The organism is Pseudomonas sp. ADPe (assembly GCF_014843515.1).
GTDB classification, from domain to species: Bacteria; Pseudomonadota; Gammaproteobacteria; order Pseudomonadales; family Pseudomonadaceae; genus Pseudomonas; species Pseudomonas citronellolis.
The window spans coordinates 4,340,370-4,364,237 of the sequence record NZ_CP062122.1 but is presented as its reverse complement, the minus strand read 5'-3'; the positions used below and the strand labels follow the sequence as shown (position 1 = coordinate 4,364,237).

Annotated in this window: 20 protein-coding genes, 3 tRNA genes and 1 pseudogene; 10 read left to right on the top strand and 14 right to left on the bottom strand. The window is 66.0% G+C overall.

The genetic code is table 11. The annotated features are described in order from the left end of the window. Position 1 precedes the first annotated feature (1 nt). Entirely contained in the window at positions 2-418 is a 417-nt protein-coding gene (locus IG194_RS19850) for a GNAT family N-acetyltransferase (protein ID WP_058488542.1), read from the bottom strand. A gap of 132 nt (positions 419-550) precedes the next feature. Here IG194_RS19850 and IG194_RS19845 point away from each other — a divergent pair, with 132 nt between their 5' ends. The 3 genes from IG194_RS19845 to IG194_RS19835 all read left to right on the top strand — a co-directional run bounded on the left by IG194_RS19845 (position 551) and on the right by IG194_RS19835 (position 2,768). Further along, positions 551-1,180: a DUF1780 domain-containing protein gene (locus IG194_RS19845; protein WP_058488541.1), complete on the top strand. Its 630-nt coding sequence runs from the start codon at positions 551-553 to the stop codon at positions 1,178-1,180. Positions 1,181-1,249: 69 nt separating this feature from the next. Beyond that, positions 1,250-1,423 (top strand): DUF3094 family protein, encoded by a 174-nt coding sequence (locus IG194_RS19840; protein WP_009617611.1) that lies wholly within the window; start codon positions 1,250-1,252, stop codon positions 1,421-1,423. 46 nt (positions 1,424-1,469) lie between these two features. Continuing rightward, entirely contained in the window at positions 1,470-2,768 is a 1,299-nt protein-coding gene (locus IG194_RS19835; RefSeq protein WP_058488540.1) for an NAD(P)/FAD-dependent oxidoreductase, read from the top strand. A 307-nt stretch (positions 2,769-3,075) separates the two neighbouring features. On the opposite strand, the gene cyoE is transcribed toward IG194_RS19835, so the two are convergent. Genes cyoE through cyoA form a run of 5 tightly spaced genes read right to left on the bottom strand, consistent with a single transcriptional unit; the run spans position 3,076 to position 7,856 of the window. Then, positions 3,076-3,963, bottom strand: a complete 888-nt coding sequence (gene cyoE, locus IG194_RS19830) for a heme o synthase (RefSeq protein WP_009617609.1) — start codon at positions 3,961-3,963, stop codon at positions 3,076-3,078. Between the two features lie 10 nt (positions 3,964-3,973). Next, the gene (gene cyoD / locus IG194_RS19825; protein WP_009617607.1) at positions 3,974-4,312 is read right to left on the bottom strand and encodes a cytochrome o ubiquinol oxidase subunit IV; all 339 of its coding nucleotides are present in this window, start codon (positions 4,310-4,312) and stop codon (positions 3,974-3,976) included. After that, a complete protein-coding gene (gene cyoC, locus IG194_RS19820) occupies positions 4,312-4,941 on the bottom strand; it encodes a cytochrome o ubiquinol oxidase subunit III (RefSeq protein ID WP_009617605.1) in 630 nt (209 codons plus the stop codon). Before cyoC ends, cyoD begins: the two co-directional genes overlap by 1 nt. A 3-nt stretch (positions 4,942-4,944) precedes the next feature. Further along, entirely contained in the window at positions 4,945-6,921 is a 1,977-nt protein-coding gene (gene cyoB, locus IG194_RS19815) for a cytochrome o ubiquinol oxidase subunit I (RefSeq protein WP_009617603.1), read from the bottom strand. 8 nt (positions 6,922-6,929) lie between these two features. After that, positions 6,930-7,856: a ubiquinol oxidase subunit II gene (gene cyoA / locus IG194_RS19810; protein WP_009617601.1), complete on the bottom strand. Its 927-nt coding sequence runs from the start codon at positions 7,854-7,856 to the stop codon at positions 6,930-6,932. 1,061 nt (positions 7,857-8,917) lie between these two features. Here cyoA and IG194_RS19805 point away from each other — a divergent pair. Continuing rightward, positions 8,918-9,549: pseudogene (locus tag IG194_RS19805) on the top strand (CatB-related O-acetyltransferase). Positions 9,550-9,918: 369 nt separating this feature from the next. Here IG194_RS19805 and IG194_RS19800 read toward each other — a convergent pair. The 3 genes from IG194_RS19800 to IG194_RS19790 all read right to left on the bottom strand — a co-directional run bounded on the left by IG194_RS19800 (position 9,919) and on the right by IG194_RS19790 (position 10,162). After that, positions 9,919-9,994 (bottom strand) — tRNA-Lys (locus IG194_RS19800). Positions 9,995-10,000: 6 nt separating this feature from the next. Next, positions 10,001-10,077 (bottom strand) — tRNA-Pro (locus tag IG194_RS19795). A gap of 9 nt (positions 10,078-10,086) precedes the next feature. Continuing rightward, positions 10,087-10,162: transfer RNA gene (locus IG194_RS19790), tRNA-Asn, on the bottom strand. 209 nt (positions 10,163-10,371) lie between these two features. Here IG194_RS19790 and IG194_RS19785 point away from each other — a divergent pair. Further along, a complete protein-coding gene (locus tag IG194_RS19785) occupies positions 10,372-12,717 on the top strand; it encodes a DUF1631 domain-containing protein (protein WP_058488539.1) in 2,346 nt (781 codons plus the stop codon). Between the two features lie 3 nt (positions 12,718-12,720). Further along, positions 12,721-13,053, top strand: coding sequence for a PilZ domain-containing protein (locus tag IG194_RS19780; RefSeq protein ID WP_009617596.1), 333 nt, complete (start codon positions 12,721-12,723; stop codon positions 13,051-13,053). Positions 13,054-13,459: 406 nt separating this feature from the next. Here IG194_RS19780 and clpB read toward each other — a convergent pair whose 3' ends face one another. From clpB to rluD, 4 genes are all read right to left on the bottom strand, one after another. Continuing rightward, positions 13,460-16,024, bottom strand: a complete 2,565-nt coding sequence (gene clpB, locus IG194_RS19775; protein WP_009617588.1) for an ATP-dependent chaperone ClpB — start codon at positions 16,022-16,024, stop codon at positions 13,460-13,462. A 78-nt stretch (positions 16,025-16,102) separates the two neighbouring features. Continuing rightward, entirely contained in the window at positions 16,103-16,267 is a 165-nt protein-coding gene (locus IG194_RS19770; protein ID WP_160329402.1) for a hypothetical protein, read from the bottom strand. Positions 16,268-16,364: 97 nt separating this feature from the next. After that, positions 16,365-17,093, bottom strand: a complete 729-nt coding sequence (gene pgeF / locus IG194_RS19765) for a peptidoglycan editing factor PgeF (protein ID WP_058488538.1) — start codon at positions 17,091-17,093, stop codon at positions 16,365-16,367. Continuing rightward, a complete protein-coding gene (rluD, locus tag IG194_RS19760) occupies positions 17,090-18,049 on the bottom strand; it encodes a 23S rRNA pseudouridine(1911/1915/1917) synthase RluD (RefSeq protein ID WP_058488537.1) in 960 nt (319 codons plus the stop codon). Before rluD ends, pgeF begins: the two co-directional genes overlap by 4 nt. A 146-nt stretch (positions 18,050-18,195) precedes the next feature. Between rluD and IG194_RS19755 the strand changes: the two genes are divergently transcribed. The 4 genes from IG194_RS19755 to IG194_RS19740 all read left to right on the top strand — a co-directional run bounded on the left by IG194_RS19755 (position 18,196) and on the right by IG194_RS19740 (position 22,509). Beyond that, positions 18,196-19,209 (top strand): outer membrane protein assembly factor BamD, encoded by a 1,014-nt coding sequence (locus IG194_RS19755; RefSeq protein WP_009617585.1) that lies wholly within the window; start codon positions 18,196-18,198, stop codon positions 19,207-19,209. 138 nt (positions 19,210-19,347) lie between these two features. Continuing rightward, positions 19,348-19,578 (top strand): PP0621 family protein, encoded by a 231-nt coding sequence (locus IG194_RS19750; protein WP_009617584.1) that lies wholly within the window; start codon positions 19,348-19,350, stop codon positions 19,576-19,578. Continuing rightward, on the top strand, positions 19,571-21,160 hold the full coding sequence (locus tag IG194_RS19745; RefSeq protein WP_043273654.1) for a sensor histidine kinase: 1,590 nt from the start codon (positions 19,571-19,573) through the stop codon (positions 21,158-21,160). Before IG194_RS19750 ends, IG194_RS19745 begins: the two co-directional genes overlap by 8 nt. Positions 21,161-21,171: 11 nt before the next feature. Further along, a complete protein-coding gene (locus tag IG194_RS19740) occupies positions 21,172-22,509 on the top strand; it encodes a sigma-54-dependent transcriptional regulator (protein WP_009617580.1) in 1,338 nt (445 codons plus the stop codon). Between the two features lie 97 nt (positions 22,510-22,606). Here the strand turns inward: IG194_RS19740 and thiO are convergent, their stop codons facing one another. Further along, a complete protein-coding gene (gene thiO, locus IG194_RS19735) occupies positions 22,607-23,716 on the bottom strand; it encodes a glycine oxidase ThiO (protein ID WP_058488536.1) in 1,110 nt (369 codons plus the stop codon). Positions 23,717-23,868 lie beyond the last annotated feature (152 nt).

Here is a 23,868-nt window from a genome sequence, read left to right as displayed (position 1 = left end):
CTCAGGCTCCGGCGGAATAGACCAGGATGTCGTCGCGCCGCCCCCAGTCGGCCTGGCCCTCCCAGAAGGCCAGCGCTTCGGGGGCGTCGCGCAGGACGAAGACATGGGACTTGCCGATGCCCAGCCGCGCCAGGCGTGCCAGGGCCTCGTCGAGCATCCGCCGGGCCAGCCCGCGGTCGCGGTAGGGCGCGTCCACCACCAGGTGCTGCAGGTAGCCACGGCGGCCGTCGTGGCCGACCAGCAGGCTGCCGATCAGCGCACCCTCGGCCTCCAGCACCAGGCTGAGGTCGGGGTTGCGCGCGAGGTAGGCGGCGAAGGGTTCGAATTCGTCGTCGCGGCGCAGCTGGATGCCCGGCGTGCGTTCCCAGAGGGCGATGAGCCGCGGGTGGTCGGCGGTCGAGGCGCTGCGCAGGAACATGCTGAAGGGCTCCGGGGAAGGATCGCCACAGTGTACACAGGGCGCCGCCGATTCCGCCGCTTTTGCCCGGCCGCGGGGTGAGGCGCCATGTCGCAGCGGGACCGAAGCGCCAGCAGCGGCTAAGCTGTTGATATGAATGAAGCCGATTACCTGCACCTGCTCCGGCGCCAGGCGGAACTGGCCAATGAGTTCCTCTCCAACGCGCGCAAGTGGGACCGGGAGTGCTGGGCCTGCGAGCGCCTGCTGCAGACGCTCAAGGTGCCCTTTCGCCAGGACGAGTTCATCGCGCCGGAACAGCAGCCGCCGGACGTGCTGTTTCGCGATGCCTGCTTCGAGGTGTTCTTCGTCCTCGACGAGGGCCGCCGGCTCAACGAGGAATGGCGCGACGAACTGCAGCGCCGGCGCCTGGCGCAGAGCCTGCGCCAGCTGATCCGCCGCGAGCAGAAGCCCAGGCGGATCAACTGCGCCGAGCTGCAGCGGCGCCTGGCGCCGACCCTGCGCAAGAAGGCGCACAACTACAGCGAGCGCGGCATCGACCCGGGCGAGCTGGACCTGCTCGCCTTCGTCAGCCTCAAGCGCGAAACGCCGGACTTCAACACCCCTTTTCCGCCGCCCACCGAGTTCCTGCGCCAGGGCCGGCGTTCGCTGTCGCTGGTGGGGCCGAACTTCGCCCGGGTGATCTTCGCCCACGACGACGCCCCGGACTTCCTGCGCGACCAGCTCGGCCGCGTGGTGCTGCTGGACAACGGTGTCGGGCTCTGACCGCCGGGTCGGATTGAGCGCGAGCCAACAGCCGACTAGAATGCTCGGCATTAGAAACGGAGGCCGCCCATGCCCAGTCGCTTGAGCCCCGAAGACCAGCAGAAGGTCGAGCAGTACCTCAGCTCGCCCGTTCACCAAGTCGAGCGTGCACCTTTCAAGCCCTGGCTGATGATGGCCGGGCTCACCCTCGTGGTCATCGTCCTGGGACTGCTCAGCCGCCTCCTGGCCTACCTCGCGCATTAGCAGCGCCGCCGGCCCGCACAGGATTCCCTAGCTATGAGTACGTCCCATGTCCCATCGTATCGTGATCGTCGGCGGCGGCGCCGGCGGGCTGGAGCTCGCGACCCGTCTCGGCCGCACCCTGGGTAGGAAGGGCCGCGCCCAGGTCACCCTGGTCGACGCCAACCTCACCCACATCTGGAAACCCCTGCTGCACGAAGTGGCCGCCGGCTCGCTCAACTCCTCGGAGGATGAGCTGAACTACGTCGCCCAGGCGAAATGGAACCACTTCCAGTTCCAGCTCGGCCGGATGAGCGGGCTGGACCGCGCGACCAAGCGCATCCAGCTGGCCGCCACCCTCGACGAGGACGGCCGCGAGCTGCTGCCGGCGCGCACCCTGGACTACGACACCCTGGTCCTGGCCATCGGCAGCACCACCAACGACTTCGGCACCGCCGGGGCCGCGCAGCACTGCATCTTCCTGGACACCCGCGAGCAGGCCGAGCGCTTCCACAAGCAGCTGCTCACCCACTACCTGCGCGCCCATGCCCGCCAGGGCGAGGACGACCAGATCAGCGTGGCCATCGTCGGCGCCGGCGCCACCGGCGTCGAGCTGTCGGCCGAGCTGCACCATGCCGCGCAGGAGCTGGCCGCCTACGGGCTGACCGGCATCCAGCCGGAGAACATGCGCATCACCCTGATCGAGGCCGGCCCGCGGGTGCTGCCGGCGCTGCCCGAGCGCATCAGCCAGCCGGTGCACCGCACCCTGGAGAAGCTCGGCGTGCGGGTGATGGTCGGCTCGCCGGTCAGCGAGGTGACCGCCGAGGGCCTGAAGACCGCCAGCGGCGAGTTCATCCCCGCCAGCCTCAAGGTCTGGGCCGCCGGCATCCGCGCCTCCAGCCTGCTGAAGGACCTGGACGGCCTTGAGAGCAACCGCATCAACCAGTTGGTGGTGCGCCCGACCCTGCAGACCACCCGCGACGACGACATCTTCGCCTTCGGCGACTGCGCCGCCTGCCCGCTCGGCAATGGCAGCGAACGCAACGTGCCGCCCCGCGCCCAGGCGGCGCACCAGCAGGCCTCGCTGCTGGCCAAGTCGCTGGTGGCGCGCCTGGACGGCAAGCCGCTGGGGGAATACCGCTACACCGACTACGGCTCGCTGATCTCGCTGTCGCGCTTCAGCGCCGTGGGCAACCTCATGGGCAACCTGATGGGCAGCGTGAAGCTGGAAGGCTGGCTGGCGCGGATGTTCTACATCTCGCTGTACCGCATGCACCAGATGGCGCTGTACGGCGTGACGCGCACGGCGCTGATGATGATCGGCGACCGCATCGGGCGCAGCACCGAGCCGCGGTTGAAGTTGCATTGACGGCCACAAGCGGCACGGTGCGGGGCAACCCGTAGGAGCGGATCTCATCCGCGAAACGCGCCGATACGTCCGGCTATCGCGGACAAGGTCCGCTCCTACGCCCGCCGGAAAATGCCGTGCTCCCTGTAGGAGCGGGCCCTGCCCGCGATTCGCGCGCAGGGCGCGCTCCTACAGGAGGGTTCGGCGGTGGGTCTATTGTTCGCGAGCAAGCTCGCTCCTACGAAAAGCCGTACCCGTCCTCCGCGATGTTTTTCCAGGCATGAAAAAGCCGCCCCGAGAGGCGGCTTTTTCGTACCACAGGCTTGCCTTAGAGCGCTGCGACCAGCGCCGGGGCCGGGAGGCCCTGGAAGTCGATCGACATCATCAGGCTCAGCACGCTGATGGCGATGATGGAGAACGCGAACAGCTTGCGTGCCCACAGGCGATCGTCTTCGGCGCGGAAGCCCGACACGGCGATGAACAGCCACCAGGCGCTGACCGCCAGGGCCACCACTAGGTAACCGTAGCCGGCGAAGCCGGTCAGGGTCAGCAGCAGGGTGGCGGCGCCGAAGGCCAGCACGTAGTAGAGGATCTGCCGCTTGGTCGCCTCGATGCCACGCGCCACCGGCCACACCGGGATACCCGCCGCCTTGTAGTCGTTCAGGCGGAAGATGGCGATGGCGTAGGAGTGCGGCATCTGCCACAGGCAGAAGATCAGCAGCAACACCGCGGCGCCCATGTCGAAGTGACCGGCCGCGGCGCAGTAGCCCACCACCGGCGGCATGGCCCCGGAGAGGCTGCCCACCAGGGTGCCGTAGATCGAGGTGCGCTTGAGCCACAGGCTGTAGAAGCCGACGTAGACCACGAAGCCGAACGCCGCCATCAGGGTCGCCTGCAGGTTGGTCTTCCACAGCAGCAGGCCGAAGCCGGCCAGGCCGAGCACCACGCCGTGGGCCAGGGCGGCCTTCAGCGAGATCTGCCCGGTCACGGTCACGCGGCCGCGGGTGCGCTCCATGTGGCGGTCGATGTCGCGGTCGATGCAGTTGTTCAGCACGCACCCGCTGGCCACCACCAGCGACAGCCCGATCACCGTCGCCAGCAGCAGCATCGGGTCGACACTGCCGCGCGCGGCGAGGAAGAAGCCCCCCGCCACGGCGATCAGGTTGCCGAAGATGATGCCCGGCTTGGTCACCAGGAGATAACGCTTCAGCTTCACGTCGTCAGCCTCAGTTCACCATCGGCATCATCAGGCCATCGGCGCTGAAGATGATCCACAGCGACAGGCCCACCACCAGCAGGATGACGATCACCGTGAAGATGAACGCCATCACGTTCCAGCGGCCTTCCGAGGACATGTTCATGTGCAGGAAGCACACCAGGTGCACCACCACCTGCACCAGGCCGAGGATGACCATGGTGAGGATGGTCGCGTGGCGGGTGAAGCCGCCGTCCATGACCATGTAGAACGGAATCGCGGTGAGGATGATCGACAGCACGAAACCGATTGCGTAGGAACCCAGGCTGCCGTGGCCGGCGCCGTGGTTGTCGTGTGCAGCGGCGCTCATTACACGGCCCCCATCAGGTAGACGACTGTGAATACGCAGATCCAGACGATGTCCAGGAAGTGCCAGAACAGGCTCAGGCACATCATGCGGGTGTTGGTCTGCGCGGTCAGGCCACGGCTGCCGATCTGCGCCATCAGCACCAGCATCCACAGCAGGCCTGCGGTCACGTGCAGGCCGTGCATGCCGACCAGGGTGAAGAAGGACGACAGGAACGCGCTGCGGCTCGGGCCGAAGCCTTCGACGATCAGGTGATGGAACTCGTTGACTTCCATCGCGATGAACGCGGCGCCGCAGAGGAAGGTCACGCCCAGCCAGGCGATGGCCTTGGCCTTGGCGCCCTTGTGCGCGGCCAGCATGGCCAGGCCGTAGGTGCAGCTGGAGATCAGCAGGATCGCGGTTTCGACGGCCACGTAGGGCAGTTCGAAGATGTCCTTGCCGCTGGGGCCGCCGGCCGTATGGCCGACGAGCACAGCGTAGGTGGCGAAGACACTGGCGAACAGGATGCAGTCGGTCATCAGGTACAGCCAGAAGCCGAAGACCGTCATGCCACCCGCGTCGTGGTGTTCGTGATCGTGGTCATGCCCCGCTTCGTGGGCGACCGAGTGTTTGCTCAATACTGCCGTAGACATGGATCAGACCTGTTTGGCGAGTTGCTGGAAGTGGCGGTTCTCGATGCGCTCGATCTCGTCCGGCTGGACGTAGTAGTCCAGGTCGGTGACGTAGCTTCGCACGATGACGGAGGCGATCATGCCGACGAAGCCGATGCCCGCGAGCCACCAGATGTGCCAGATCGCAGCGAAGCCGAAGATGAAGGCGAACAGCGCGATGGAGAAGCCAGCGGCGGTGTTCTTCGGCATGTGGATCGGCTTGTACGAGGCCGGGGCCTGGTAGGCGCGGCCGTTCTGCTTCATTTCGTGGAAGGCGTCGACGTCACGCACCACCGGCAGCTCGGCGAAGTTGTAGTACGGCGGCGGCGAGGAGGTGGACCATTCCAGGGTACGGCCGCCCCACGGGTCGCCGGTCACGTCGGCCAGTTGCTTGCGGTTCTTGATGGAGACGAACAGCTGGATCAGTTGGCTGAGGATGCCGAACAGGATCAGCACGGCGCCGAAGAACGCCACCACCAGGTACGGCTTCCACAGCGGGTTGTCGTAGTGGTTCAGACGACGGGTCATGCCCATGAAGCCGAGGATGTACAGCGGCATGAAGGCCATGTAGAAGCCGACCAGCCAGCACCAGAAGGAACGCTTGCCCCACTTCTCGTCCAGCTTGAAGCCGAAGGCTTTCGGGAACCAGAAGACGAAGCCGGCCAGGTAGCCGAACACCGCGCCACCGATGATGGTGTTGTGGAAGTGGGCAATCAGGAACAGGCTGTTGTGCAGCAGGAAGTCAGCGCCCGGAATAGCCAGCAGAACGCCGGTCATGCCACCGATGGTGAAGGTGATCATGAAGCCCAGGGTCCACAGGATCGGGGTGTCGAAGCGCAGGCGGCCGCGGTAGATGGTGAACAGCCAGTTGAACAGCTTCACACCGGTGGGGATGGAGATCAGCATGGTCGCAACGCCGAAGAAGCCGTTGACGTCGCCGCCCGAACCCATGGTGAAGAAGTGGTGCAGCCACACGGTGAAGCCGAGGAAGGTGATCGCGGCGCTCGCCCACACCATCGAGGTGTAGCCGAACATGCGCTTGCCGGCGAAGGTGGCGGTGACTTCGGAGAAGATACCGAAGGCCGGCAGGATCAGGATGTACACCTCAGGATGGCCCCAGGCCCAGAAGAGGTTGATGTACATCATGGCGTTGCCGCCGAGCTCGTTGGTGAAGAAGTGCATGTCCAGGTAGCGGTCCAGCGACAGCAGGCCCAGGGCCGCGGTCAGGATCGGGAAGGACGCGACGATCAGGATGTTGGCGAAGGTGCAGGTCCAGGTGAAGATCGGCATCTGCATCAGCTTCATGCCCGGGGTGCGCATCTTGAACACGGTGACCAGGAAGTTGATACCGGTCAGCAGCGTACCCATGCCGGATATCTGCAAGGCCCAGATGTAGTAGTCCACACCCACGCCCGGGCTGTAGGCCAGCTCGGACAGCGGCGGGTAGGCCACCCAGCCGGTACGGGCGAATTCGCCCAGGCCCAGGGACACGTTGACCAGCATCGCACTGACCACCAGCAGCCAGAAGCTGAGGGAGTTCAGGAACGGGAAGGCCACGTCGCGGGCGCCGATCTGCAGCGGCACGGCCAGGTTCATCAGGCCGGTCATGAAGGGCATGGCCATGAAGATGATCATGATCATGCCGTGCGCGGTGAAGATCTGGTCGTAGTGCTCAGGCGGCAGGAAGCCGTGGTTGGCACCTTCGGCCAGGGCCAGCTGGCCGCGCATCATGATGGCGTCGGCGAAGCCGCGCAGCAGCATGATCAGGGCGACGATGATGTACATCACGCCGATCTTCTTGTGGTCGATGGAGGTCAGCCATTCGGTCCACAGGTAGGTCCACTTGCGGTAGTAGGTGATCGCGCCGAAGACGCCGATGCCCAACAGGGCAACGACCGCCAGCGTGACCATGATGATCGGCTCGTGATAAGGCACGGCCGACAGAGTCAGTTTCCCGAACATCTGCGCGGTTACTCCTGGATACTCGGATTGGATTGCGATTCTGCTTCGCCTTCGGCGTGCTCGGCCTTGCCCTTGCCCATGGCCAGACCGGCACGCTCGTGCTTGGTCAGGATGTGCTGGAACAGGTCCGGGGTGACCGAGGAGAAGTAGGTAGCCGGAACGTTCTCGCTCGGCTTGGCCAGCTCAGGGAAGCCTTCCTCGGTGAGGCCGGCCTGGGCGGACTTGACCTTGGCGACCCAGTCCTGGAAGCCCTGCTCGGAAGTGGCGATGGCCTTGAACTTCATGCCCGAGAAGCCGCTGCCGCTATAGTTCGCGGAGATGCCGTCGAACACGCCTTCTTCGTTGGCGATCAGGTGCAGCTTGGTCAGCATCCCGGTCATCGAGTAGATCTGGCTACCCAGCTGCGGGATGAAGAAGGAGTTCATCACGGTGTCCGAGGTGATCTGGAAGTTCACCGGGGTGTCTTTCGGGAAGGCGATCTCGTTGACGGTCGCGATGCCCTGTTCCGGATAGATGAACAGCCACTTCCAGTCCAGCGAGACGGCCTGGATGGTGATCGGCTTGACGTCGGAATCCAGCGGGCGATAGGGGTCCAGCTTGTGGGTGGATTCCCAGGTCAGCCAGCCGAGGATGGCGATGATGATGCAGGGCACCAGCCACACAACCACCTCGATGCGGGTGGAGTGCGCCCAGTCGGGCATGTAGGTGGCCTTGGTGTTGGAAGCGCGGTATTTCCAGGCGAATGCCAGGGTCATGACGATGACCGGCACCACCACGAGCAGCATCAGCAGGGTGCAGGTGATGATCAGCGACTTCTCATCGACGCCGATCTGCCCCTTGGGGTCGAACAGGACCATGTTGCAGCCACCCAGCGAGAGCAGGGGGAGCAGCACGGACAATCTCTTCAGGTATCCAGAGTACTGGTCTATTTTCATCTTGCGGCCTTAATGGATGAACATAGCTACACCGCCCATGAGATTTACCCACGCAGGGTTCATGCTCGACGAACTGCCCGCCGCGCCTTCCAAGGCGAGACGTCTTAGTGGATCCATGGGGTAGCGAATCGGCGCTGCAAGAAAACAAGGCAAAAGGAACCCAGCCCGGCTTTCGCGTAGCGAAACCGATCCGTGTGCTGATTCGTTCCGTGTTATTCAGCGTGTTGGCGCCTGCCCTGCCGCTTCCTCGGAAGCCTGCCTGGCCGACACCTGTTCACGAGCGGATTGCCCTACTCGTTGTTGAGCGGAAACCCACCACAGTCAGCCCCTCGTTGTTATTCCAGCACCGCCTGCGGCGGGTGCCTGCCAAGGTTCTGCGACGCTGGAACCGAGGCGCTATGGGGTCAGGAATGGGCGGGCGATATTACAAGACATTTCAGAAACCACTGGCAAGGCCTGATGGTCTCATTTTTAACAAGACATTATCTCGCCAGGGTTAAGAGTGGCCGCCGCCACTGCTCGAAAAACGAGCAATTCCCACAGGAAATGCAAGGTTGGAAAGGCGCTTTCCGGAACCCTCCGAAAGCCCTCGCCAGGAGGCCTGAATGCCCCGACTGGCGCGGCATCCAGCCGCATCGAAAGGTGCCTTGGCGAGGTGCCTTAGAACAACCTCGCAAGGCTGAAAATGATCTCGATCAAGAGAGCCGAAAAAGCTGTCGCAAACGCCCTGCGCAGAGTGCGACACATCGCCGCAGCAAGCGATTCGGGCGGGAAAAGCGTTTCAGATTCTAACGGCGTGGCCGTTTTTGACTGGGCAAAATCCGGCCGGATATGACTGATTTTGCGATGAGTACAAACGGCGAAAAACATTAGTTTGGCGAAGCACTGCTTGGCTTCATACCCGCCCGATCAGGATCGACTGAACCCCGACCGGAAGATAGCGCATTCGAAATGCCTGCGACCTAGCCCCGAAGCCTCGGCATCCGGGCTCATGTATCATTCGCCTTACATCCAGCTGCCTGCCGTGCAGGCGCCCTCGAACACAGCCCAAGCGGTGCACCGTGCTCAAGCAGTTCCTGAAATTCCGCAAGCGCGCAGAGCGGCGCCAGATCCGCGAACTCCCGAAGCTCCACCGGGAAACCCAGCGCCTGAAGAATCGCTACCCGAACTACAGTTTCGGGCCGGGCACCTATGGCGAGCCGGAGGTATACGACTGGAACGAAGGCTCGACGCTCAGCGTCGGCGCCTACACCTCGATTGCCGCCGGCGTCGAGATCTACCTCGGCGGCCACCATCGCACGGACTGGATCAGTTGCTTCCCCTTCCCCGCCAAGGTCGAGGAAGCCGCTCATGTCACCGGATACGGCGGCACCAACGGCGACGTGGTCATCGGCAGCGACTGCTGGATCTGCTCCAACGTCATGATCCTCTCGGGCGTGACCATCGGCGACGGCGCCGTGGTGGCAGCGGGCGCGGTGGTAACCAAGGACGTGCGCCCTATGCGGTGATCGGCGGCAACCCCGCGCGCTTCATCCGCTGGCGCTTCGAAGAAGCGGAGCGCGAACTGTTGCTGGCATCCGCCTGGTGGACCTGGCCCGAGGAAGAACTGCGGCGCATCTCACCGCTGCTCTGCTCCAGCGACTTCGCGGCCTTCCGCCGGTACGTCGAAAGCCGCGCAGTGCTTCACGGGTAGCGCAGGTGCTTTAGATTGACTCCGCCCCTCTCCCCAGCCCTCGGCTACGCGCCCCGCCCTGAAGGGAGAAGGGGCTAGTCCGTGCCGAGAGGAGGAATGGTTTCAGTTGGAAACCTTCGGCGCTGCCGGCTAACTCAGGAATACCCACGCACTCCGAATAGTCCCCTCTCCCTTCAGGGAGAGGGTTAGGGAGAGGGAGCGGAGTGGAACCAAAGCGCAGATATCACCGGCCGGTTCGCGAGCAAGCTCGCTCCTACAGATCCCAACACCAGCCCCAATACCCCCCCAGCCGAAAAACAAAAAAGCCCGCAATCTCAACGAGACTGCGGGCTTTTCGATTGCCGTTCACCTGGGCGACCGGCTGGAAGATGGTGGGTCGTGTAGGATTCGAACCTACGACCAATTGGTTAAAAGCCAACTGCTCTACCGACTGAGCTAACGACCCTCGATATGGTCGGGGTAGAGAGATTCGAACTCCCGACATCCTGCTCCCAAAGCAGGCGCGCTACCGGACTGCGCTATACCCCGCTTGGAAGTTGGCTCCGCGACCTGGACTCGAACCAGGGACCCAGTGATTAACAGTCACTTGCTCTACCGACTGAGCTATCGCGGAACGACGAGCCTTCCAATCCCTTCTACGTTTCGGCGTTGCCGTTTCCCGTATCAGAGGCGCGCCATTTTACGGGTCTCGAACGGACTGTCAACCCTCTGATCCAAAAAGTTTTTCTTCTTTTTCTTTGCAGGCCGGCAGGCAGATTGCTATATCTGCATAAAACAAGTTGCCCTCGCCTGCAGGCGCTGAGATCACGGACAGGATCGCCCATGAGTTCGAAGGACACCCCGCCGTCTTCCAACGTCGCCAGCCGGGCCATCCAGCCACGCTTCGGCGAGCTGGTACAGGGCTGCCGGCAGTTGGCGATGAACCACCTGGCGGAACTCCTGGCGGCGGTTTTCGCCCAGGTCGACGACACCCTCTTCGAATGCGCCGAGAAGGCCGAGAACAACCAGGTGCAGGCGCTGTTCTTCGACAGCATGCGCGAGATCCGCCGCCAGCGCCCCACCCTCGAGCGCCTCTATCACCAGCGCTTCGCCAAGGGCCTTGGCGACTTCATGCAGGGCACCCTGCCCTCCCGGGCGCATCTGGAGGAGCTGGACGTCGAGCAGCTGTCCCTGGTCGGCAACGAGGAATACGAGGAAACCCTGCTCATCACCAACATGGTGAACCAGGTCAAGGCGCAGTGCGCGCAGTCCCTGTTCGCCCTGGACCAGCGCCTGGCCCTGCTCAACAACGGCAGCAAGCTGGCCGAGGACAGCAACCCCTTCGGCCCCCAGGCGATCGCCCAGTGCTTCCGCGAGATGCTCGCGGAAAGCCGCTTCGCCCTGCGCATCAAGACCGTGCTCTATGTCTTGTTCGACCAGCAGGTGATGCGCAACCTGCCGCCTCTATATGAACAGCTGAACCGACGCCTGACCGAGGCCGGCATCCTGCCCAACCTGCGCTACCGCGCCCAGCAGGGCTCGCGCCCGGCACCACGCCCGAGCGCAGCGGCCCCCGGGCAAGCCACGCCAGCGGCGCCGGCCGATACCGGCAGCGGAGGCAGCAACGCCGCGGTGCCTCCCGGCGCCCCGGGCGCATCCGCCAGCACCGAAGCGCCGCCGCTGGACTTCAGCGAGCTGCCGCCCTACCCGCCCAGCGACCAGCAGGCGCTCTACGGCGGCCTCAACGCCCTGCTCGCCGAACACCGGCGGCGCGGCCTGGAGAACTTCGGCCATAGCGACAGCATCGCCCGCCTGACGCCACGCGGCGCTACCCGCACCTACAGCGCCGGGGAACTGCTCGACGCGCTCAATCGCCTGCAGCGTATCTCCGCCCAGGACCTCGCCCGGCGCATCCGCCAGCCCCAGGCGGTCCAGCAGTTCAAGGAGGACCTGCACCAGCAACTGGAAGCCGGCAGCGACCGCCCCGGGCAGAACAAGCTGACCGACCAGGAAGCCGACGTCATCGACCTGGTCGGCATGGTCTTCGACTTCATCCTCGACGACGAAAGCCTGCCGGACAGCTGCAAGACCACCCTCTCCCACCTGCACACGCCCTTCCTCAAGGTGGCCCTGCAGGACAAGGCGCTGTTCACCCAGCACCACCATCCGGCCCGCCGCCTGCTCAACGCCATGGCCCAGGCCGGTTCGCTGTACGGCGGCGACGGCGAGGAGCGCGGGCTGCTGGCGAAGATGCACTGGGTGGTCGAGCGGGTGATCCAGGACTTCGCCGGCGACCTGCGCCTGTTCGACGAGCTGCTCGGCGACTTCAACGAATACATCGGCAACATCCGCCAGAAGGCCGAACTGCGCGAACGCCGCGCCACCGAGGCGGCCCGCGGCCGCGACCGCCTGCTGGGTGCGCGCGAACAGGCGATCGAGGTCATCCGCAAGGCCTGCGCCGAACGCGAACTGCCGCAGCTGGTGCGCAATTTCCTCGACCTCAGCTGGGCCGACGCCCTGACCTTCATCCTCCTGCGCAACGGCGAGGACAGCGATGAATGGCGCCGCGCCTGCGAGATCGCCGAGCAACTGGCCTGGAGCGTCACACCGCAGGACAGCACCGGCCGCGCGCGCCTGCAAGCCATGCGCCCGGCGCTGCTGGAAGACCTGCGCAAGGGCCTGGAAGTGCTCGGCGGCTATCACGAGGAAGGCATCCGCCGCCTGCTGCAGGACCTGGTCGCCTGCCAGCACGCGATCCAGGCGCAGCAGCCGGAAATCGCCGCCAGGCTGCACCCCGAACTGCCGGAAAGCCCGCTGGGGGCGATGCTCGACGGCGAAAGCGTGGCCGAGCGGCAAACCGAGGAAAGCCTGTCCATCCGCGCCCGGGCGATCATGGAGGAACTGCGCCGCATCGAATTCGGCACCTGGTTCGAGTTCACCGACAGCACGCCGCCACGGCGCCTGAAGCTGTCCTGGTTCAGCCCCACCACGCGCAACTATATGTTCGTCGATCACCTGGGGCAGCGCGTCGCCGTCAAACCCATCGGCCAGTTGGCGCTGGAGATGGAACAAGGCAAGGTGCGCCTGGCCGGAGCCGGGGCCCAGCCCCTGGTCGACCGCGCGCTCGGCGCCATCTACCGCATGCTGCAGCGCTTTGCCGGGCGCCCCAACAGCCCATCCGAGGAGTAAGCGATGGACGAACGCCGCCAGCACAACCGGCACAGCACGGACCTGAAGGTCGAGGTCTTCGACCGCCACACCGGACGCAGCCTCGGCCGCCTGGCCGACCTCTCCGTCGAAGGCTTCATGCTCTGCGGCGTCGACGTGCCGGCGGCGGATTCGGTGCTGGAATGCCGCCTGGTGCCCCTGCCGCCGCTGCACGAGGTGGGCGAGATCACCCTCGGCGCCGACTGCCTGTGGAGCCGCAAGGGCACCGACGGGCAGTTGGGCTGGGCAGGCTTCCACATCATCGACCTGGCGGACGACCAGGCGAAGGCGCTGGAGGAGTTGATTGCGCATCTTTGAGGGGGCTTCGCGCTACGCGAACCATCCTCCGATATCCCATCATTTGCCGCGCTCCTCGTAGGAGCGAGCTTGCTCGCGAATGGTGTTCTGCCGGAAGGAGTTGGCAGGATTCCAAAGAACGCCCTCTCCCTAACCCTCTCCCTGAAGGGAGAGGGGACCGTTGGGCAGACGCTGATGTTCTGGAATCAGCCGGCTAGCACAGAGATTGCCGGCTGAAACCACGCCATTTCTCGGCACGGACAAGCCCCCTCTCCCTTCAGGGAGAGGGCTGGGGAGAGGGAGCGGAGCCACTCCAAGGCACCTGTGCTGCCGGTAAGCACCATTCGCGAGCAAGCTCGCTCCTACAAAAGCAAAAAGCAAAAAAGAAAAAGCCCCGCAACGCGGGGCTTTTCCAGAGGCACCAAGATCAGGCAAACACGATCTCGTCACCCTCCACCTTGGCATGGATCTTCGCGCCGGGAAGGAACTTGCCGGCCAGGATCAGCTGCGCCAGCGGGTTCTCGATCCAGCGCTGGATCGCCCGCTTCAGCGGCCGCGCGCCGTACACCGGGTCGAAGCCGACGGCGATCAGCTTGTCCATCGCCTCCGTGCTCAGCTCCAGGCTCAGCTCGCGCTCGGCCAGGCGCTTGCGCAGGCGGCCCATCTGGATCTCGGCGATGCCGGCGATCTGCTCGCGGGCCAGCGGTTCGAACACCACCACTTCGTCGATCCGGTTGATGAACTCCGGACGGAAGTGCGCGTTCACCGCGTCCATCACCGCCGCGCGCTGGGCCTCCTGGTCGCCGACCAGCTCCTGTATCTGCGCCGAACCGAGGTTGGAGGTCATCACCACCACGGTGTTGCGGAAGTCCACGGTGCGGCCATGGCTGTCGGTCAGGCGGCCGTCTTCCAGCACCTGCAGGAGGATGTTGAAGACGTCCGGGTGGGCTTTTTCCACCTCGTCCATCAGCACCACCGAGTACGGCTTGCGGCGCACGGCCTCGGTCAGGTAGCCGCCTTCCTCATAGCCGACGTAGCCCGGCGGGGCGCCGATCAGGCGGGCCACCGAGTGTTTTTCCATGAACTCCGACATATCGATGCGCACCAGCGCCTCTTCGGTGTCGAAGAGGAATTCGGCCAGGGCCTTGCACAGCTCGGTCTTGCCCACCCCGGTCGGGCCGAGGAACAGGAAGGAACCGCTGGGCCGGTTCGGGTCGGCCAGGCCGGCGCGGGAACGGCGCACGGCGTTGGCCACGGCCACCACCGCTTCGTGCTGGCCGATGACGCGCTTGTGCAGCTCGTCTTCCATGCGCAGCAGCTTCTCGCGCTCGCCTTCGAGCATCTTCGACACCGGGATGCCGGTCCACTTGGACACGACCTCGGCGATTTCCTCGTCGGTCACCTTGTTGCGCAGCAGCTGGTTCTCCGCCTTGCCGTGCTGGTCGACCATCTGCAGGCTGCGCTCAAGGTCCGGGATAACCCCGTACTGCAGCTCGGCCATGCGGTTCAGGTCGCCCTTGCGGCGGGCCAGCTCCAGCTCGGTCTTGGCCTGCTCGATCTTCTGCTGGATCTGCGCCGAACCTTGCACCTCGGCCTTCTCCGATTTCCAGATCTCTTCCAGGTCGGCGTACTCGCGCTCGAGCTTGGCGATGTCTTCTTCCAGCTTGGCCAGACGCTTCTTGGTGGCCTCGTCGTCTTCCTTCTTCAGCGCCTCGCGCTCGATCTTCAACTGGATCAGCCGGCGGTCCAGGCGGTCCAGTTCCTCCGGCTTGGAGTCGATCTCCATGCGGATGCGGCTGGCGGCCTCGTCGATCAGGTCGATGGCCTTGTCCGGCAGCTGGCGGTCGGTGATGTAGCGGTGCGACAACTTGGCCGCGGCGATGATGGCGCCGTCGGTGATGGTCACCCCGTGGTGCACCTCGTAGCGCTCCTTCAGGCCACGGAGGATGGCGATGGTGTCTTCCTCGCTGGGCTCGTCCACCAGCACCTTCTGGAAGCGCCGCTCCAGGGCCGCGTCCTTCTCGATGTACTGGCGGTATTCGTCCAGGGTGGTGGCGCCGACGCAGTGCAGCTCGCCGCGGGCCAGGGCCGGCTTGAGCATGTTGCCGGCGTCCATGGCGCCCTCGGCCTTGCCGGCGCCGACCATGGTGTGCAGTTCGTCGATGAACAGGATGATCCGCCCTTCCTGCTTGGACAGCTCGTTGAGCACCGCCTTCAGGCGCTCCTCGAACTCGCCGCGGAACTTGGCGCCGGCGATCAGCGCGCCCATGTCCAAGGCCAGCAGGCGCTTGTCCTTGAGGCCGTCGGGCACCTCGCCGTTGACGATGCGCTGGGCCAGGCCCTCGACGATGGCGGTCTTGCCCACGCCGGGCTCGCCGATCAGCACCGGGTTGTTCTTGGTGCGCCGCTGCAGGACCTGGATGGTCCGGCGGATCTCGTCGTCACGGCCGATCACCGGGTCGAGCTTGCCGTCCTCGGCGCGCTTGGTCATGTCCACGGTGTACTTGTCCAGGGCCTGGCGCGACTCCTCGGCATTGGGGTCGTTGACCGCCTCGCCGCCGCGCAGGTTGTTCACCGCGTTCTCCAGGGCCTTCTTGCTCACGCCCTGGCCGAGCAGCAGCTTGCCGAGCTTGGCGTTGTCGTCCAGGGCGGCGAGCAGCACCAGTTCGCTGGAGATGAACTGGTCGCCCTTCTGCTGGGCCAGGCGGTCGGCCTGGTTGAGCAGGCGCGCCAGGTCCTGCGAGAGGTTCACATCGCCGGTGGGATTCTGGATTTTCGGCAGCGCATCCAGCTCTTTATTCAAGGCTGCGCGCAGGGCCGGGATATCGAAGCCGACCTGCATCAGCAGGGGCTTGATGGAGCCGCCCTGCTGGTCGATCAGGGCGCAAAGCAGGTGCACCGGCTCGATGGCCGGGTGATCGTGGCCAACGGCCAGGGACTGGGCATCGGACAGCGCCAGTTGCAGCTTGCTGGTCAAACGGTCGATTCGCATGGAGTTCGTCCTTCCTTCTAGATAGCGGGTCGGGGCGATACCTGCCCCTGATGAAGAAACAACCCGCCGGGATGCCAGTTAGATAAGGACGATTTTGGCCGCTTCAAGCCAAATCGCCATGACGCCGGTCAGTTCGTGCCGGCGCAAGGCCATCACGGCACCGGCATTCGCATGCAGGGGAAGAGCGTTGCCGACTGCGCCGAGGTGCTCTTCGTAGGATGGGTTGAGCGAAGCGATACCCATCAAGGCAGCATGGGTTTCGCAGGCTCAACCCATCCTACGGGGCTGCGGAACCTGTTCGCGAGCAAGCTCGCTCCTACGAAGATCGGGACCTACAGAGTCAGGCCAACCAGACCAGGCTGGCCTGACGCCCAGTGCGCGGGTTGCGGCGGTAGGAATAGAAACGCTCGGTGTCGCTGAAGGTGCACAGCCCCCCGCCATAGACGGCGGTGACGCCCCGCGCGGCCAGGCGGATGCGCGCGAGCTGGTAGATGTCGGCCATGTAGCGGCCGGCATTGACGCTGGGCACGAAGGCCGCCGCGGCCTCGGCGTGGTCGGCGAGGAAGGCTTCACGGACTTCCGGACCGACCTCGAAGGCCTGCGGGCCAATGGCCGGGCCGAGCCAGACCAGCACCTCGCCAGCCGGCACCGCCAGCCTGTCCAACGTGGCTTCCAGCACGCCGCCGGCCAGCCCGCGCCAGCCGGCGTGGGCCGCTGCAACACGGGTGCCGGCGCGGTCACAGAACAGCGCCGGCAGGCAATCGGCGGTGAGCACCGCGCAGGCGATGCCCGGCGTGGCGCTCCAGCTGGCGTCGGCAGTGGCGACGCGGGAAGGATCGGCTTCCACCACCTCGATGCCGTGCACCTGGCTCAGCCAGGCCGGGCGGCAGCCCTGGGCCTGTTCCAGGCGGCGGCGGTTCTCGGCCACCGCAGCCGGCTCGTCGCCGACGTGGTCACCGAGGTTGAAGCTGTCGAACGGCGCCTGGCTCACCCCGCCGGCGCGGGAGCTGACGCAGGCGCGCACATTGGCCGGCGCCGGCCAGTCGGGGATGAGCCAGGGCGAAGTCATACGAAGGACTCGTTGTCCTGGCGCAGCAGGCTGAGCAGCCAGGTGAAGTCGTCGGGCAGCGGCGACTCCCACTTCATGCGCGCGCCGGTGGCCGGGTGGTCCAGTTCGAGAAAGCGCGCGTGCAGGGCCTGGCGCGGGAAGTCGCGCAGCGACTCGACCAGCGTCGGGCTGGCCCCCGGCGGAATGCGGAAGCGCCCGCCGTAGACCGGGTCGCCCACCAGCGGGAAGCCGATGTGCGACATATGTACGCGAATCTGGTGGGTGCGGCCGGTCTCCAGCTTCACCCGGGTGTGGGTGTGCGAGCGGAAGCGCTCCAGCACCCGGTAATGGCTGATCGCCTGCTTGCCGGTGGACACCACCGCCATCTTCTGGCGCATCACGCCGTGGCGGCTGATGGGCGCGTCGATCTTGCCGCCGGCGACTATCACCCCGACCACGATGGCCTCGTAGATACGGCTCACCGAACGCGCCTGCAGCTGGGCGACCAGGTTGGTATGGGCTTCGAGGGTCTTGGCCACCACCATCAGGCCGGTGGTGTCCTTGTCCAGGCGGTGCACGATGCCGGCGCGCGGCACGTTGGCCAGGTGCGGCACGTGGTGCAGCAGGGCGTTGAGCAAGGTGCCGTCCTGGTGCCCGGCGGCCGGGTGGACCACCAGCCCCGCGGGCTTGTCGATCACCAGGATGTGCTCGTCCTCGTAGACGATGTCCAGCTCGATGTCCTGGGCCTTCCATTCGCCCTGGGCCTCCAGCTGCACCTCCAGCGCCAGGTGCGAGCCGGCGTGGACGACGTCCTTCGGGCGCAGCACGGCGCCGTCGACGGTCAGGCGGCCGTCCTTGATCCAGCCGGCCAGGCGCGAGCGGGAGTGTTCGGGGAAGAGTTGTGCGGCGACCTGGTCGAGGCGTTGGCCGCCCAGGTCGAACGGCACTTCTGCCGCCAGTTGGATGAGATCGGACATGATGGGACACAGTAGGCGCGCCACCTTTTGGTGGGCGGCACGCTGTGGTTAAATACGGGGCCTTTGTCCCAGGGGTTCGCCTGGGGCGCCAATCATAACAGACGGATGCGGCCGCGACAGCCGACCGTCCAGGGACGCAAGCCGCCATGCAAGTGAAACACCTGCTGCTGATCGCCACCCTCGTCTTGGTCTCCGCCTGCTCGTCCAAGGGCGACAAGGTCGACGAGAACCTGAGCGAGAGCCAGCTGTACCAGCAGGCGCAGGAAGACCTCGGCAACAACAGCTACACCAACGCCATCAACAAGCTGAAGGCGCTGGAGTCGCGCTACCCGTTCGGCCGCTACGCCGAACAGGCGCAGCTGGAGCTGATCTACGCCAACTACAAGAACGCCGAGCCGGAAGCCGCGCGGTCGGCGGCAGAGCGCTTCATCCGCCTGCACCCGCAGCACCCGAACGTCGACTACGCCTATTACATGAAGGGCCTGGCCTCCTTCGACCAGGACCGCGGCCTGATGGCGCGCTTCCTGCCGCTGGACCTGACCAAGCGCGACCCGGGCGCGGCGCGCGACTCCTTCAACGAGTTCGCCCAGCTCACCAGCCGCTTCCCCAACAGCCGCTACGCCCCGGACGCCAAGGCGCGCATGGTCTACCTGCGCAACCTGCTGGCGGCCTACGAAGTGCACGTCGGCCACTACTACCTCAAGCGCAAGGCCTACGTGGCCGCCGCCAACCGTGGCCGCTACGTGGTGGAGAACTTCCAGGAGACCCCGGCCGTCGGCGATGGCCTGGCGATCATGACCGAGGCCTACCAGCGCCTGGGCCTGAACGACCTGGCCGACAGCAGCCTGCAGACCCTCAAGCTCAACTACCCGGACAACCCCAGCCTGAAGGACGGCCAGTTCGAGCCCCGCGAGGACGACGACAGCAGCCGCTCCTGGCTGGCCAAGGCCACCCTCGGCCTGATCGACTCCAACACCGCGCCGCCGCAGATGGAAACCCAGGCGAGCAAGGACGTGATGCGCCAGTACGAAGACGCGCGCCAGCAGATCCCGCGCGAGCTGCAGCCCGAGCACCAGGACGAGGAAGTCGAGAAGCCGGACACCAGCGGCAAGAAGAGCCACTCCTGGTGGCACTACCTGACCTTCGGCCTGGTCGACTGATCGACCCGCCATGCAGAGGGAGGCTCCGGCCTCCCTTTTTCATGCCCGCGCGAATCTGCCGCACAGTAGCGGCCCGCGCGACTTGTACGCCGTGGTGGCTCGGATAAACTGCGGCTCTTCACGAAAAAAGGGAACGCCATGGTCCGCCTGCTGTTCTGGATCCTCCTCATCGCCCTGATCTGGTGGCTGTGGCGCAAGGCTACCCGCCCGCAACGCCCGCCCCAGGCGCCGCCGGACGACCCGGCCGAGCCCATGGTCCGCTGCGCCCAGTGCGGCGTGCACGTACCGCGCGCCAACGCACTGCAGCACGAGCAGCGCTGGTACTGCAGCCAGGCCCACCTGCAGCAGGACAGCCAGCGGCATGGCTAAGGCCATCCCCATCAGCGGCCAGCAGGGGCAGCGCATCCTCCGCCTGTACCACCTGTACCGCCTGAGCATCGGCCTGCTGCTGGTGCTGCTGATTTCCAGCGACCTCGACGACCGCGTGCTCAACGTCGGCCAGTCGGCGCTGTTCCATGCCAGTTGCTGGAGTTACCTGATCGTCAACATCCTGATCGCCGTGCTGATGCCGACGCCGCGCCAGCTGCTGCCGATCTTCCTCCTGGCGCTGTTCGACATCCTCGCGCTGTGCGGCCTGTTCTACGCCGCCGGCGGCGTGCCCAGCGGCATCGGCAACCTGCTGGTGGTGGCGGTGGGCATCGCCAACATCCTGCTGCGCGGACGCATCGGCCTGCTGATCGCCGCCGTCGCCGCGATCGGCATGATCTACCTGACCTTCTACCTCAGCCTCAGCCAGCCCACGGCGATCAACCACTACGTCCAGGCCGGCAGCCTCGGCGCCCTGAGCTTCGCCGCCGCGCTGCTGCTGCAGGGCCTGGCGCGGCGCCAGCAACTCACCGAGCACCTGGCCGAGGAACGCGCCACCACCGTGGCCAACCTCGAAGAACTCAACGCCCTCATCCTGCAGCGCATGCGCACCGGCATCCTGGTGCTGGACAGCCGGCACCGCGTGCTGCTGGCCAACCAGAGCGCCCTGGGCCTGCTGGCCCAGCCGGAACTGGCCGGCAAGCTCGCCACCGAGCATTGCCCGGAGCTGCTCGACAGCCTGCAGCAGTGGGAGCGCAACCCCTCGCTGCGCCCGCCCAGCCTGCAGGCGCCCGAAGGCGGCCCCATGCTGCAGCCGAGCTTCATCCCGCTGCGCCGCGGCGAGGAGCAGCACACCCTGGTGTTCCTCGAAGACATCTCGCAGATCGCCCAGCAGGCCCAGCAGCTCAAGCTGGCGGCCCTGGGCCGGCTCACCGCCGGCATCGCCCACGAGATCCGCAACCCCCTGGGCGCCATCAGCCACGCCGCGCAGCTGCTGCAGGAATCCGAAACGCTCGACGCCCCCGACCGGCGCCTGACGCAGATCATCCAGGACCAGTCGCGGCGCATGAACCTGGTGATCGAGAACGTCCTGCAACTGTCGCGGCGACGCCAGGCCGAGCCGCAACAGCTGGACCTCAGGCAGTGGCTGCAACGCTTCACCGACGAGCAGCGCGAAGGCCTGCGCGGCGACCAGCAGATCCACCTGCAAATGGGCGGCGGCGAGATCCAGACGCGCATGGACCCCAGCCAACTCACCCAGGTGCTGGGTAACCTGGTGCAGAATGGGTTACGGTACAGTGCCCGGCAGAACGGCAGCGGCCAGGTGTGGTTGAACCTGTTCCGCGACCGGGACAGCGACCTGCCGGTGCTGGAGGTGCTCGACGACGGCCCCGGCATCGCCCCGGAGCAGTTGGGCAAGCTGTTCGAACCCTTCTTCACCACCGAGAGCAAGGGCACCGGGCTGGGCCTGTACATTTCCCGCGAGCTGTGCGAAAGCAACCAGGCTCGCATCGACTTCAAGAACCGCGACGAAGGCGGTGGCAGCTTCCGCATCACCTTCGCCCACCCGCGCAAGCAGAGCTGAAAGAAAAGAGCATGAGCCGGCAAAAAGCCCTGATCGTCGACGACGAACCGGATATCCGCGAGCTGCTGGAGATCACCCTCGGCCGCATGAAGCTGGACACCCGCAGCGCCCGCAACGTCAAGGAGGCCAAGGAATACCTGGCCCGCGAGCCCTTCGACCTGTGCCTGACCGACATGCGCCTGCCCGACGGCACCGGCATGGACCTGGTGCAGCACATCCAGCAGCGCCACCCGCAGGTGCCGGTGGCCATGATCACCGCCTTCGGCAGCCTGGACACCGCGGTCAACGCACTCAAGGCCGGCGCCTTCGACTTCCTCACCAAGCCGGTGGACCTCGGCCGCCTGCGCGAACTGGTGGCCACGGCCCTGCGCCTGCGCTCGCCGGGCGCGGAAGACGCGCCGGTGGACAACCGCCTGCTGGGCGATTCGCCGCCCATGCGGCAGATGCGCAACCAGATCGCCAAGCTGGCGCGCAGCCAGGCGCCGGTCTACATCAGCGGCGAATCCGGCAGCGGCAAGGAGCTGGTGGCCCGGCTGATCCACGAACAGGGCCCGCGCAGCGAAGTGGCCTTCGTCCCGGTGAACTGCGGCGCCATTCCGTCCGAGCTGATGGAAAGCGAATTCTTCGGGCACAAGAAAGGCAGCTTCACCGGCGCCGTGGAAGACAAGCAGGGCCTGTTCCAGGCCGCCAATGGCGGCACCCTGTTCCTCGACGAAGTGGCCGACCTGCCCTTGCCGATGCAGGTGAAACTGCTGCGCGCCATCCAGGAAAAGGCCGTGCGCGCGGTGGGCGGCCAGCAGGAAGTGGCGGTGGACGTGCGCGTGCTCTGCGCCACCCACAAGGACCTGGCCGCGGAAGTCGCCGCCGGCCGCTTCCGCCAGGACCTCTACTACCGCCTGAACGTCATCGAACTGCGCGTGCCGCCGCTGCGCGAGCGCCGCGAGGACATCCCGCTGCTCACCGAGCGCGTGCTCAAGCGCCTGGCCAGCGACAGCGGCCTGGCCGCGGCACAGGTCAGCCCCGAAGCTCTGGAAAAGCTCAAGAGCTACCGCTTCCCGGGCAACGTGCGCGAACTGGAGAACATGCTCGAACGCGCCTACACCCTGTGCGAGGACGATGTCATCCAGCCCAACGACCTTCGTTTCGCCGAGGCCACCGGCGGCGGCGAAAGCGGCGAGGCCAGCCTGGCGCAGATCGACAATCTCGAGGATTACCTCGAAGAGATCGAGCGCAAGCTGATCATGCAGGCGCTGGAGGAAACCCGCTGGAACCGCACGGCCGCAGCCCAGCGATTGGGTCTGACGTTCCGCTCGATGCGCTATCGCTTGAAGAAGCTGGGTATCGATTGAGCCCCTTACGCCCCGCCCAGGCAGAACGTAGGGCGGATAACCGTTCGCCCTACGCAAAGCCCACCTATTGCCGCCCTGCCCGTCCTCGCGAACGGGATCACGCCAACGGCGTCGCCACCAACCGCCCTTCCGGCGCATAGGGTTGCGCCTCGATGATCGGCTCGCGCTTCAACATCAGGTCCGCCAGCAACCGGCAGGACGCCGGCGCCAGCACCAGGCCGTTGCGGTAGTGCCCGGTGTTCAGCCAAAGCCCTTCGTACCCCGGCACCTGGCCGATGAAGGGAATGCCCTCGGGCGAGCCCGGCCGCAGCCCTGCCCAATGCCCCACCGGCGCCTGCCCGGCGAGCGCCGGCAGCAATTCCTCGGCGGAAGCGCGCAGGCTGGCCAGGGCCTCGTCCGTGGGCGTCTTGTCGAAGCCGGCATGCTCCAGGGTGCTGCCCACCAGGATATGGCCGTCGCGCCGGGGAATGGCGTAGCGCCCCTTGGCCAGCACCATGCTGGACAGGAAATCCGCCGCGCACTTGTAGAGAATCATCTGCCCCTTCACCGGCGCGACCGGCAGTTCCAGGCCCAGGCCGGCCAGTAGCTCGCCGCTCCAAGCGCCGGCCGCCAGCACGGTCGCATCGGCCCGCAGCTCGCCGGCGGCGCAGCGCACGCCGCGAATGGCGCCCTGCTCATGAATGAAACCGCTGACCTCGCAACCCTCAAGCACCTCGACGTTCGGCATGCGCCGCAGCGCCTCGCGCAGCGAACGCGCCAGGCGCGGGTTGCGCACGTTGGCCACGCCCGGCATGTGGACCGCTTTCTGGAAACCGGCTCCCAGCGCGGGGACGGCATCATGGACCGCCGAGATATCCACCTCCTGCAACGGGCGGTCGTTGGCGCGGGCCCAGGCCAACGCCTCGGCCTGGTCGTCCAGGTCCAGCCAATAGAGGCCGGTGACGTGCACCTCGGGGTCGACGCCGGTGTCCTCCAGCAGTTGCTGGCCCAGTGCCGGATAGAAGTCCTGCGACCAGTGCGCCAGGTTCGCCACCGCCCGGCTGTAGCGCCAGGGGTAGAGCGGGGAAACGATGCCGCCGCCGGCCCAGGAGGCCTCGCGCCCGGTCTCGCCACGCTCGACCAGAGTCACCCGCAGCCCCTCGCGCCCCAGGGTCCAGGCGCTCAACAGCCCGACAACGCCACCACCGACAAGCAGAACATCCGACATACCGCTGCACCTCGAACCGACAGGAAACCGGACGGTCATCCGGCGCGCCACTATACCAACCCCACCGAAGCGAATCGCCCTACACTCTCGACAGAATCGACGCACAACACCCAAGGCCCAGATAACGGACCAAAAGAAAGATACTGCGGCAG

Coding starts and splice junctions, on each gene's coding strand:
- IG194_RS19850 (WP_058488542.1), bottom strand. CDS start 418: ATGTTCCTGCGCAGCGCCTCGACCGCCGACCACCCGCGGCTCATCGCC.
- IG194_RS19845 (WP_058488541.1), top strand. CDS start 551: ATGAATGAAGCCGATTACCTGCACCTGCTCCGGCGCCAGGCGGAACTG.
- IG194_RS19840 (WP_009617611.1), top strand. CDS start 1,250: ATGCCCAGTCGCTTGAGCCCCGAAGACCAGCAGAAGGTCGAGCAGTAC.
- IG194_RS19835 (WP_058488540.1), top strand. CDS start 1,470: ATGTCCCATCGTATCGTGATCGTCGGCGGCGGCGCCGGCGGGCTGGAG.
- cyoD (WP_009617607.1), bottom strand. CDS start 4,312: ATGAGCGCCGCTGCACACGACAACCACGGCGCCGGCCACGGCAGCCTG.
- cyoC (WP_009617605.1), bottom strand. CDS start 4,941: ATGTCTACGGCAGTATTGAGCAAACACTCGGTCGCCCACGAAGCGGGG.
- cyoB (WP_009617603.1), bottom strand. CDS start 6,921: ATGTTCGGGAAACTGACTCTGTCGGCCGTGCCTTATCACGAGCCGATC.
- cyoA (WP_009617601.1), bottom strand. CDS start 7,856: ATGAAAATAGACCAGTACTCTGGATACCTGAAGAGATTGTCCGTGCTG.
- IG194_RS19785 (WP_058488539.1), top strand. CDS start 10,372: ATGAGTTCGAAGGACACCCCGCCGTCTTCCAACGTCGCCAGCCGGGCC.
- IG194_RS19780 (WP_009617596.1), top strand. CDS start 12,721: ATGGACGAACGCCGCCAGCACAACCGGCACAGCACGGACCTGAAGGTC.
- clpB (WP_009617588.1), bottom strand. CDS start 16,024: ATGCGAATCGACCGTTTGACCAGCAAGCTGCAACTGGCGCTGTCCGAT.
- IG194_RS19770 (WP_160329402.1), bottom strand. CDS start 16,267: ATGGGTATCGCTTCGCTCAACCCATCCTACGAAGAGCACCTCGGCGCA.
- pgeF (WP_058488538.1), bottom strand. CDS start 17,093: ATGACTTCGCCCTGGCTCATCCCCGACTGGCCGGCGCCGGCCAATGTG.
- rluD (WP_058488537.1), bottom strand. CDS start 18,049: ATGTCCGATCTCATCCAACTGGCGGCAGAAGTGCCGTTCGACCTGGGC.
- IG194_RS19755 (WP_009617585.1), top strand. CDS start 18,196: ATGCAAGTGAAACACCTGCTGCTGATCGCCACCCTCGTCTTGGTCTCC.
- IG194_RS19750 (WP_009617584.1), top strand. CDS start 19,348: ATGGTCCGCCTGCTGTTCTGGATCCTCCTCATCGCCCTGATCTGGTGG.
- IG194_RS19745 (WP_043273654.1), top strand. CDS start 19,571: ATGGCTAAGGCCATCCCCATCAGCGGCCAGCAGGGGCAGCGCATCCTC.
- IG194_RS19740 (WP_009617580.1), top strand. CDS start 21,172: ATGAGCCGGCAAAAAGCCCTGATCGTCGACGACGAACCGGATATCCGC.
- thiO (WP_058488536.1), bottom strand. CDS start 23,716: ATGTCGGATGTTCTGCTTGTCGGTGGTGGCGTTGTCGGGCTGTTGAGC.